The 11,194-nt window shown below is 36.1% G+C and carries 9 protein-coding genes; 7 read left to right on the forward strand and 2 right to left on the reverse strand.

Annotated features, from left to right (window positions below; translation table 11 throughout):
* Nucleotides 1-110 precede the first annotated feature (110 nt).
* Nucleotides 111-1,898 (reverse strand): acyclic terpene utilization AtuA family protein, encoded by a 1,788-nt coding sequence (locus HX124_RS15315; protein ID WP_286383807.1) that lies wholly within the window; start codon nt 1,896-1,898, stop codon nt 111-113.
* 173 nt (nt 1,899-2,071) lie between these two features.
* Here HX124_RS15315 and HX124_RS15320 point away from each other — a divergent pair, with 173 nt between their 5' ends.
* From HX124_RS15320 to HX124_RS15340, 5 genes are all read left to right on the forward strand, one after another.
* Nucleotides 2,072-2,671 carry a TetR/AcrR family transcriptional regulator gene (locus tag HX124_RS15320; protein ID WP_286383806.1) on the forward strand — a complete coding sequence of 200 codons (600 nt, stop codon included), beginning with the start codon at nt 2,072-2,074 and terminating at the stop codon, nt 2,669-2,671.
* A 39-nt stretch (nt 2,672-2,710) separates the two neighbouring features.
* On the forward strand, nt 2,711-3,061 hold the full coding sequence (locus HX124_RS15325) for a VOC family protein (RefSeq protein ID WP_286383805.1): 351 nt from the start codon (nt 2,711-2,713) through the stop codon (nt 3,059-3,061).
* Nucleotides 3,062-3,161: 100 nt separating this feature from the next.
* Nucleotides 3,162-3,779: a DUF6915 family protein gene (locus HX124_RS15330; RefSeq protein WP_107008096.1), complete on the forward strand. Its 618-nt coding sequence runs from the start codon at nt 3,162-3,164 to the stop codon at nt 3,777-3,779.
* A gap of 29 nt (nt 3,780-3,808) precedes the next feature.
* Entirely contained in the window at nt 3,809-4,573 is a 765-nt protein-coding gene (locus HX124_RS15335) for a hypothetical protein (RefSeq protein WP_286383804.1), read from the forward strand.
* A complete protein-coding gene (locus HX124_RS15340; protein WP_286383802.1) occupies nt 4,566-5,324 on the forward strand; it encodes a hypothetical protein in 759 nt (252 codons plus the stop codon). The genes HX124_RS15335 and HX124_RS15340 overlap by 8 nt, the downstream gene beginning before the upstream one ends.
* 69 nt (nt 5,325-5,393) lie before the next feature.
* On the opposite strand, the gene HX124_RS15345 is transcribed toward HX124_RS15340, so the two are convergent.
* Nucleotides 5,394-6,557, reverse strand: coding sequence for an acyl-CoA dehydrogenase family protein (locus tag HX124_RS15345; RefSeq protein WP_286383801.1), 1,164 nt, complete (start codon nt 6,555-6,557; stop codon nt 5,394-5,396).
* 200 nt (nt 6,558-6,757) lie between these two features.
* Between HX124_RS15345 and HX124_RS15350 the strand changes: the two genes are divergently transcribed.
* On the forward strand, nt 6,758-10,114 hold the full coding sequence (locus HX124_RS15350) for a DEAD/DEAH box helicase (protein ID WP_286383800.1): 3,357 nt from the start codon (nt 6,758-6,760) through the stop codon (nt 10,112-10,114).
* 78 nt (nt 10,115-10,192) lie between these two features.
* Nucleotides 10,193-11,032: an FkbM family methyltransferase gene (locus tag HX124_RS15355; protein ID WP_286383798.1), complete on the forward strand. Its 840-nt coding sequence runs from the start codon at nt 10,193-10,195 to the stop codon at nt 11,030-11,032.
* Nucleotides 11,033-11,194: the final 162 nt, after the last annotated feature.

Genomic DNA, 11,194 nt, shown 5'->3' on the forward strand with positions numbered 1-11,194 from the left:
GATGAGAAGTACTGCTTCGCAAGGGAGGGGGCATTTCAAAAAGACCTTTCATGAATTCCCCTCATCCCCTTGCGGACTTTCAGTCCTCATCCCTAAGGGAGAAGGAGCTTTTATTTCACCAATCCCTTTGGCACTTTCACAGGCATATCCAACAACTGTTGTGCAAAGGCTTTACCTTGTGGATCGATACGCAGACTCGCGATACCACCACCACCCAAAGCATTTTCCAAAAGAATATTTAAGGCATTAAAACCTTCAATCTCATAGCGAATGACTTTGCTTGTTTCAGGATTGAGAACGTGTTGCATATATTTCGTGACATTTTCAGCAGTCAAATTGGCACGAATCCACGGTAAAAATTCAGGCTGACGTGCGATGACGCCGATATTGCTGTGATTGCCTTTATCGCCACTACGCGCATGCGCTATATCGACCAATGCAACCTCAACTTCATCACCTGTAAAGTGAGCGACTTCACCTACTGGTCGTTGTGTGAAAGATTGCTCTATGGAGCCTTGAGGAATAGCGACTTTTTGACGTTGACCATTGATGTCAATTTCAACATTGAGCTTTGATTTATCAACAAGGAAAGAGAAAAGTTTAATCACAGGTGAAGCTTTGGGACGACCACCAACAATCCCTGCCAATGCAGGCGCCATGCCTGTTGATGCTTGTGCAATTTCCGAAGCAAAGAACATACATGCTTCTTTAAACATGTGCTTCACTGCGATTTTCACCACAACTTCACGGCTGTCTGTATGACGTGCATTTGCTCCATAAGTACTTTCAATACCCAAAATTTCCACTGATTTCTCTTGAAATGGAGGCACTGAACGCAAAGCTAAGACGCGTTCACATTTATTTAAAATGGCATCGGCAATGACTTGTGCCTTTTCAGGGGCTTCACGCCCTGCGATTAAGAAACTGACTAAAACACGATAGCCATCAGGATAAGTTGCGCTGACTTTGTATTGTTGCGTTGGCGCACGACCCGTCGCACCCGTTACCGCAACACGATGTTCACCAACTTGTTCCAATTTGACCTGACTGAAATCACAGCTTACATCAGGTAATAAATAAGCTTGCGGATTGCCAATTTCATAAACAATTTGCTCTGCTACAGTTGCTGTTGAAACCAAACCGCCTGTACCATTCGGCTTAGTCACCACAAAAGACGCGTCTTCTTTAACTTCGACAATTGGAAATCCCATGTTGTCAAAGCCTTCAACTAAACGCCAATCGGTAAAATTTCCGCCCGTACATTGCGCACCACATTCAATGATATGTCCTGCCAATGAACCCTGCGCAAGCTTGTCATAATCATCAACTGACCACTGATATTCATACATCAAAGGTGCAAGCACAACGGCTGAATCGACCACACGCCCTGTAATCACAATATCTGCGCCTGCTGCCAATGCATCACGAATTGGAATCGCACCAAGGTAAGCGTTACAACTTGCTAAATGACTTGGCAACTCTTCGCCACTGAACATTTCCTTAATGTTTTGGCTTTTGAATTCAGCTTGTTTTGGCATCAAATCATCACCTAAAACCACAGCCACTTTTAAATCCAGACCTTGTGCTTCAATCACTTTTTGCAAAGCATCACGACATGCCAATGGATTTACCCCACCTGCATTGCTGATCACTTTAATTTTTTTATCACTGATTTTTTTGATCAATGGCGTCATAACACGACTGACAAAATCGAGCGCATAGCCATGTTCAGGATGGGTCATCATGGCTTTTGCCATAATGGACATGGTAATTTCTGAAAGATAATCAAAGACTAAATAATTGATATCGGATAAATGCACCAATTGGAATGCGGCGGTATTGGTATCTCCCCAAAAACCAGAAGCACATCCAATTTTGACTATACGTTGATCTTCCATTTTCGCACCCTTTCCACAGCTCGATTGTTTTCATTGTTGTGAATAAAATTTATACTCCAATCTACCAAGCAAGCGCTTGGTTTGTAAAGTACAAAATGTTATGCTGAATTGGCAAATGTGTTTATTTTGCTATAAAAAATCATAAATCATTCATTTATTTGGAAAAAATACCAATGATTGCCTGCTCCATAAATGAAATTCAACCGATTGCCTGCTTCGATGCAAGTGCTCGTGGGCGTTTATTACAAGGCGCTGCCTATTTGTTTCATAAGCAAGGTTATGAAAAAACCACAGTGCGTGAGTTGGCAAATTTTATTGGGATTCAGTCGGGTAGTTTGTTTCATCATTTTAAAAGTAAGGATGATATTCTTGCCAATGTGATGCACGAAACCATCATTTATAACCATGCTCGTTTGTTGGATGCCACTGCACAATCAGAGGATGCTGAGCAACAATTGAAGCATTTAATTAAAGCAGAATTGACTTCCATTACAGGCGATACAGGTTCGGCAATGGCGGTTTTGGTCTATGAATGGTTTGCGCTGTCAAAAGAACGTCAGGATGAATTGTTGAAACTGCGTCATGATTATGAGCAAATTTGGCTCAATGTCATTGAAACATTACGCCTACAAAATAAAATTCAGCATGATGCTTTTATTTGGCGACGTTTACTCGGTGGTGCGATTGCATGGACGGTGACGTGGTATAACCCAAATGGCAAAATTTCTTTGGAGCAATTGACAGAAATGGTTTGGGAAATGGTGATGAGGTAAAATAAATAAGATAATTGAACCCAATTAACGAGTATACCTATGCTTATCAATCTCATCGTTCTAAAAGTAGAAAATATCGAACGATCTAAAAATTTTTATCGCCAATTTGGACTTGAATTCCAAACAGAACAACATGGAAATGGACCTCAACATTATTCTTGTATGATGAATGGACTCGTTTTTGAAATATATCCTGCCGCCACTGATCTAAGCAATTTAACGCAAAATATAAGATTAGGTTTTCACGTTGAAAACTTAGTTGAATTACTGAAAAATATGATTGATATTGAAAAAATAATATTACAGCCTCAACTCACTTCATTTGGCTTTCGAGCAGTCATTATGAATCATGATCGACATATCATCGAATTAACTGAACGATCTAAATAAAAAACTAAACGACATGACTTAACGCAGCCGATTTAAAAGTTATTTTTATTGTCATTCATTTTTGCTAATCTACTGACTTTAAAACAATTAAACTAAAACAATGAATCCAGTACAACATGCTCAAATTTCACAAAAACGCAGGGGTGGCGAACTCGAAGATTATATCGACATTCACGCCTTAATCGACAGCACTAAAATGCTCTGTACCGACAACCGCCATCGAATTTTGCATACTTTTTGGGGTGTGCAAGAAGTCATTATTCCAATTTTTGGTCATCATTTTCAAAACAGTGCAGGCTCAAGTATTGAAGTCAAAGACCTCTGTGAAAAAGATCATTTATTGGTGGATTTTCATCATCGCTTTATTCCAACTTTGAGCGATTTTGTGGCAGCAATGCAAGATATTCCGACCAAAGGTTTAGCCAAACGCTTAGAAAAATTCCATACCGAAGTCATTGATGACCCAAAACTTTCAGCCACTCTACTTTCACCCTTGTCGGTGACAGGTCAGCTCAAGTCTTTACTGATCACACATAACAGTTGGTTTATTAACACTATTTTACCCATGATGGGCAAAAGTGAAGCCAAGTTCATCGAGTTTGATATTAGCCCTGCCATGTTTTTCAATCCGATGCGCTTTGAACTGTGGATGGACAATGGCACGGTTGTTCCACCGAGTGCATTAAAACTTCAAGAATTGAAAACAAAAATTGCTTAATTCTATTTTTAGAAAAGGAAAAAAATATTATGACCACTAAATACGTTATTCGCCAAAATAACTTTAGCTACAATGATGAATATTTCAGTACTTATAATGCTGAGCTTGGATATATCCAAGCCATCTATGACAATAAGCAAGAAGCTGAACAAGCCTATAAAACGCTGATTGTAGAAGCTTTATATCAACAAGATAGCTTATACGAATATAATGGTGATACTGAAATTGCACAGCAAGCTTATGAATTTATTGTAGAAAACAATATAGAAGTTGAACTTGAAGAAGATGAAAATTTAGATGACATTGACGAGTTTGAAACCCTCCCTCCAATGAGTGAGGATGATGCTTTTAAATTTGCCAAGCTTTCAGGTATTTTATGGTATCAATTGCTTGAATTTGAAGATAATCAACCGATTTATATTCTTTGGTCAAATACACAAAATGATTATCTCAAAGGAGAATATAACAATACTTTTGATAGTACAGATGAAAATTTTAGTACGCTTGAAAATTTTGAACTGAGTCTTTTTGAATATGATTTTAACGTTCATATTTTTGATAAAACTTTAGACCAAATCAGTGATAGCCCTGAAATACTAAAAACTTTAGCGACGAATACCCCAAATATTGTATATGCAGAAGATCGAAACAGTCTTGTAAATATTGACTGGGATGACCTTCACTTTACCGAATTAAAAGCACTCAATGCATTATTAAAACAACCGATTTTTGAAGTTAGACAAATTACCTTAGAACAACTCAATAAAATCAGCAATGGAGAAGAAGATGAGTAATAACAAATATGTGATTCGCCATCAATCATTCGGCTATAATGATGAATGGTATGATCTCGACTGGGCAATGCAAGGGGCAATTAAAGCAGTTTATAGTGACAAAACTGAAGCCGAACAACAGTACAAGAAGTTGATTGTACGTGCCTTATATCAAGATGATTACTACAATTTTTCCATTGCAAATGGCGAAGGTGATGACCAACAATATGAAGCCATTGAAGCCTTTATCTTAGAAAAAACAGGCGAAGAATTTGATGGCGAATCAATTCCCGAAATGAATGAAGATGATGCTTTTGAGTTTGCCAAGCTTTCAGGCATTTTGCATTATCAACTGATCGAAATTGATGATTCATTACCGAATTATGTACTTTTTAACCCAACAACCCAAAGCTATGTATATGCCTCTACACCTGAAGAATCCGTACTCTTAACAGGTCAAAATGAACTATTTTTATTTGATGATAAAAACTATGTTGAAGATTATTGGAAAGAACAAACCATTAACGAATTTTTTGGTGATTTAAAACTTGAGTTGAATGGTTCATTAGAAGAGCTGAGTGATTCACCCACATTATTACAACAACTCATTCATGACAATTTTTGGCTTAGTTATGAAAATCAACAATTAAAAGTCAAAAGTTTTGCTGACCAAGACTCATTTAATTGGATCAAATCACTCAATGCTTTGCTAAAAGAACCAATTTTTGAAATTCGTCAGGTGACATTAGAAGAACTAGCAACACTCAATTAAATATTTTTAACATCACATATGAAAAGCGGTGAAAATTTTCACCGCATTGATTTTAAAGCTTCAAGCAAACTAGTACCCTAACTGACGACTTGCCAAATCTTTCATAATTTCTTCAGCGCCACCACCGATCATATTTACTTTGACATCACGGTAAATACGCTCAGATTTTGTGCCACGCATAAAGCCCATGCCACCCAGTGTTTGCACTGCTGCATCTGCACAAAACTGCATGGTTTGCGTTGCAACATTTTTCAGCATGCAAATCTGTGCAATCAATTCATTGCCTTGTAACTCAGGTCGTCCCAAACGATAAGCCGTGTCTTCTAGCAAAGCGCGTGTCGTGGTTAAACGTGTTGCCATATCCACCAACTTATGACGAACCACTTGATGGTCAACCAAACGCTTACCAAAGGTTTTACGTTCTTTTGCCCACTCCAAAGCTTCTTCATAACAGGTCAAGGCAAAACCATAACTGCTCGCTGCAAGAAAGAAACGTTCCATATTGAAATTATTCATAATCACAAGAAAGCCCATATTTTCAGCACCCAACAAATTTTTTGCAGGGACACGGACATTGTCAAAATGTAAATGTGCGGTATCTGAAGCCCACCAACCCATTTTATCGAGTTTAGATTTGCTGATCCCTTCGCTATGTGCATCAATCAACAACATGGAAATGCCATTCGGACCTTTGGCATCAGGGTCAGTACGCACTGCAACCGTATAATAATCTGCTCGCATTCCCGAAGTAATAAAGGTCTTTTCCCCACTGACAATATAATCATCTCCATCCCGAACAGCTGTGGTTTTTAATGCTGCGACATCTGAGCCGCCAGTGGGTTCTGTAATTGCTAAAGCAGATATTTTTTCACCTGCCAATATTTTCGTTAAAACAGTTTCTTTAATTTCAGCAGATGCAAAATGATTAATCGGTGGTGCACCAATGGAGTGTGAAAGCAATGATGCGCACAAACCACCTGAACCTGTTTTTGCTAATTCAATCGAGGATAATAAAACATGAAATGCATCTGTCTCTGCAATACCACCATAATTTTCATCAAATCCTAATCCAAGTAATCCAATATCAGCTGCTTTTTGATACAGTTCACGTGGAAAAGTTTCGGCTTCTTCCCATTCATGAATATGTGTCATAAGTTCATTTTGAACAAATTTACGAACTGAATCTGCAAATGCGAAATGTTGCTCTGTGTAATAAACTGGATTAGGCGTCATTATAATCAATATCCTTATTTTATATTCAAAGACTTATCTTGACAGATTTTGAATATTTTTAAGTTGCGAAAATGTCCAAGTTAGCTTTTTCAATATGAATGTTTTAGCCAAGACTACTCTTACTCTACGTAAAATATTTATTTTTTATTCAATAAAATACGATTACAATCTCAGGTTATTTGTTTTTATATGATGTACTGATGATCACACTGTCTCAATTTTTATCTCACTTTAGTACTGTAACCATTCAACGCAGTTTAAATTATGTGAAAAAAATTGAATTGGCAAATTTAGATACACATCTTGAAAATAATTATTTGGAGATTGAAACTCAAATTAAAGGTACAGATTGGTATGATACTTTTATTCGTATTGACCTAAGCACCGATAAAATTACAGATAACGAATGTAGTTGCCCTGTCGGTTTTAATTGTAAACATGCGGCAGCATTAGCACGTTATTATTACGATCATCAATATCAAAAAACACTAAATAAACAAACAAATAATAATGCAAATCAAGCACAAGAAAATCATGCCACACATTACACAGCCAAAGCATGGTTAGAACAATTTCGTCAGCAATTGGCTATAGAAAAATCAAAACAAACAACAACATTGCCACAATTGGTTTATGTTTTTGAGCCAAAGAAAAACTCAAAAAAATTACAATTAATTGTCAATAAAGCACGTCGCACCAAAGACAGTCATATTAGTAAAACTGAACACTATACCAGTTATGACAATGTGCCGAATGGTCGCTTAAAAGTCTCCAATGAAGACAAAAATATTTTTAATCATCTCTATTTTTTTGCAAAATTAAACTTCAATAACACAAGTAGCTACAACTATCCTTCAACATGGGACATTTCAGGTATCTACCAAGAACAACTCAAAATGGTGGTTCAAAAAGGTGTTTGTTATAATTTAAATACTCAGAATCCTGCTTTAGTCTGGTCAGATGAACTTTATCAACTTGAGTTTGATTGGTATTCACACCCTAAACAACAGACTGAAAAATTAAAGGCACAATTTTTTGATCAAAATCATCAAAGATTAACAACTGAGCACAACCAAAATATTTATATTATTCATTCACATCCTTTAAGTTACCTTGATACTTTAAAAAATCAAGTCGGCATATTAGAGTCTTCTTATTCAAGTGAAATGATTAAAGAATTAATCAATATGCCGCAACTTCCTGCGGATCTTTTAGCTGAGTTTGAACAAGTCATTCAGCCTTATTCGATTTTTGAAGACCTGCCACAAGCACATTTGGCACAAAATATCGAAACCATCACAGGACAACCCGTTCCAATTATACGTTTTGGTGGATTTCCACAATATCATCGTTTAACCCATATGCATCACTATGCCATTGCTGAAATTGAATTTGAATATCCATCAGGACGAATCAAAGCTGGAGTCACTGAGGAATATATCATTCAAATTTTGAATGAAAAAGCAGTCAAACAACAACGTGATTTAAAATTTGAAAAACAGCAAGTTGAATCTTTGAAAAAATTAATCCCCTCTTTTCAATGGCTCACACAAATCAATAAAAACAAGCGTCCTGCCTTTGACACAACGACTGAAAACTCAATCATTTGTGCTGATCCAAAAGATTGGATTCATCACCTGATTCCTGAAAATAAAATTGAACAATTAGGATGGAAAGTTGAACATACACCTGACAGCTTATTTCAATTATTAGCGACACAAAATTTTCAATTAAATTTAGTCGAATCGACAAAAAAACAAAACTGGTTTGAAGTCGGTGCAACGGTTCAAGACCTTGATGGCAATACATATGATGTCATCCAACTTTTAGCATATCTTGTGTCTAAAATGCCAATTATGTTAGATCCTGAATTCATTGAAGAATTAGAAGATGATGGCTACTTTATCGTAAATTTAGGTGATCAAAAACCACAATTGACCTTAAAAGTACAAGAAATTAAACCTATTTTTATTTATCTTAAAGAGATCTTGCAACATCCTGATTCAGCAGAGTTTGATCGCTATGATGCAGCACAACTCATTGATTTACAGCATACTTTAGGTATGCCATGGCAAACTTCAGAACCTTTATACCAATTTGCTCATAAACTCAATCAATGCTACCAACAACAAATTGCAACGCCTCAAGGCTTTCAAGGTGAATTACGTCCTTACCAACAACAGGGCTTAGGTTGGTTACAATTTTTACGTGAAACTAACCATGGCGGTATTCTTGCTGATGATATGGGTTTAGGAAAAACTGCACAGACATTGGCACATTTATTGATCGAAAAACAAGCGGGAAGACTTGATCAACATCCTGCTTTAATTATTGCACCGACATCATTAATGCAAAACTGGCGCAAAGAAGCAGAAAAATTTGCACCTGAATTAAAGGTTTTAATCTTACAAGGTCAAAATCGTCTTGAACATTTCGAAAATATTCCAGATGCAGATCTTATTCTCAGTACCTACCCACTTTTAGGACGTGATGAAGAATATATCCTGAAATATCAATATCATATTCTTATTTTAGACGAAGCACAAAATATCAAAAACCCACGAGCAAAAGCAGCTCAAGTGGCAAGACAAATTCAAGCTCAGCATCGTCTCTGTTTAACAGGTACACCGATAGAAAACCATTTAGGTGAGCTTTGGTCATTATTCCACTTTTTAATGCCAGGTTTTTTATATACACAAGACGTATTTAATAAGAAATACCGTACACCCATTGAAAAAGAAGGCGATACAATAATCAAAAATCGCTTAGTTTCTCGTATTAAACCTTTTATGTTACGCCGTTTAAAAACTGATGTTGCTAAAGAGCTGCCAGAAAAAACGACGATTGAAGTAAATATTGATATGAATGAACAGCAGTCAAAGCTATATGAAGCTGTTCGTGCAACCATGCAAAAAGATATTCGTGAACTCATCGCGGCTCAAGGCTTTAAACGTAGTCAAATTCAAATTTTAAGTGCACTATTAAAACTCAGACAAATCTGCTGTCACCCTCATTTATTAAAGTTAGACTATCTTAAAGATGAAAATATTCAATCAGCAAAACTAGATCAACTCATTGAAATGATTACCAATATGGTCGAAGAAGGGCGTAAAATTTTAGTTTTTTCACAATTTACCACCATGCTACAACTTATTGAAAATCAACTCACTACTTTAAAAATCAAGCATGTTAAGTTAACTGGAAAAACTAAAAAACGAGATGAGGTGATCACTGCATTTCAATCTGGTGATATCCCTGTATTTTTAATCAGTTTAAAAGCTGGAGGGGTGGGTTTAAATCTCACAGCAGCCGATACTGTGATTCATTATGATCCATGGTGGAATCCTGCGGCTGAAGATCAGGCATCTGACCGAGCTTGGCGAATTGGTCAAGATAAACCTGTGTTTGTTTATAAATTAATTACAAATCAAAGTATAGAAGAAAAAATTTTAGCTTTGCAGAAAAATAAAGCCCAATTAACCCAGTCAATTCTCAGCACTGACCATGAACATGAAGTAAAATTAACTGAAGAAGATGTAATGAAATTACTTGAATAAAGATTGCATTATGTATCTATCACATTGTATTTTAAACAAACACATCGCAATTCTTTTTTTTCATTTGGAATAAAATAGATGGAAAATAATTTAGAACAACAAAACAAACATTCATTGAATGTAAAATTATATCCTGTAGAAAATTTACAATTTTTACTGACTGCAGGACCTGATTTAATCAGTACACAAATCAAAAAAGGACAATATTGGGATCAATTTACTTTAATTTTGTCAGAACATTTTTTAAGAGATATAGATCAACCTGTATTTATTGATATTGGTGCAAATTTAGGTGCTATTTCTATTCCAATTGCTAAACTTATTCAATCACGGCAAGGCGTTGTACATAGTTTCGAAGCACAACGAGGAGTATTTTATCAGCTCTGTGGAAATATTTTTGCCAATCATCTCACACAAACTTGTCATGCTTATCACCTAGCGATTGGAAATAAGCAAGGTACGATTGAAGTACCCATCTTAGATTTACATACAGAAAATAATGTTGGAGCTCTCTCTTTAGACGCCAAAATCCGAGCTGAACAAGCTGAACATCACTTTGCCCATCATCATGATAAGCAGTATGAGTCTGTAGATTTACAAAAAATAGATCATCTAACATTACCCTCTGCAGATCTTATTAAAATTGATGTCGAAGGCATGGAACTTGATGTCATTAAAGGGGCAAAAAAGTGGTTAAAACAGAGTAATTATCCACCAATTTTTCTTGAGATATGGGGTGACTATATGGAAAAACAAAAAACTAAAAAAGAGAAATTAATTAAATATCTAACCACTAATCTTGGCTATGAATTATTTTTTATTGGTGAACTTTGTGTTGCACAACATCAATCTCATAAAAAATATAATCTAATTTTAAATGATGATACGCATCAAGTGTATTTAGAAAAAATAGTATAATGCTCTGCATCATTTATCTATATATTATTTTAATTTATTTCCCTTTCCTTCCCCCATAAAAAAAGCCCCGTCGCTTTGAGGGGGCTTTTAGATTTAAAAGCTGGCGATGACTTACTCTCACATGGGTAACCCCACACTACCATCAGCGCAAAGAGGTTTCAC

This window comes from Acinetobacter sp. 226-1, assembly GCF_030329325.1.
In the GTDB taxonomy this organism is placed as follows: Bacteria; Pseudomonadota; Gammaproteobacteria; order Pseudomonadales; family Moraxellaceae; genus Acinetobacter; species Acinetobacter sichuanensis.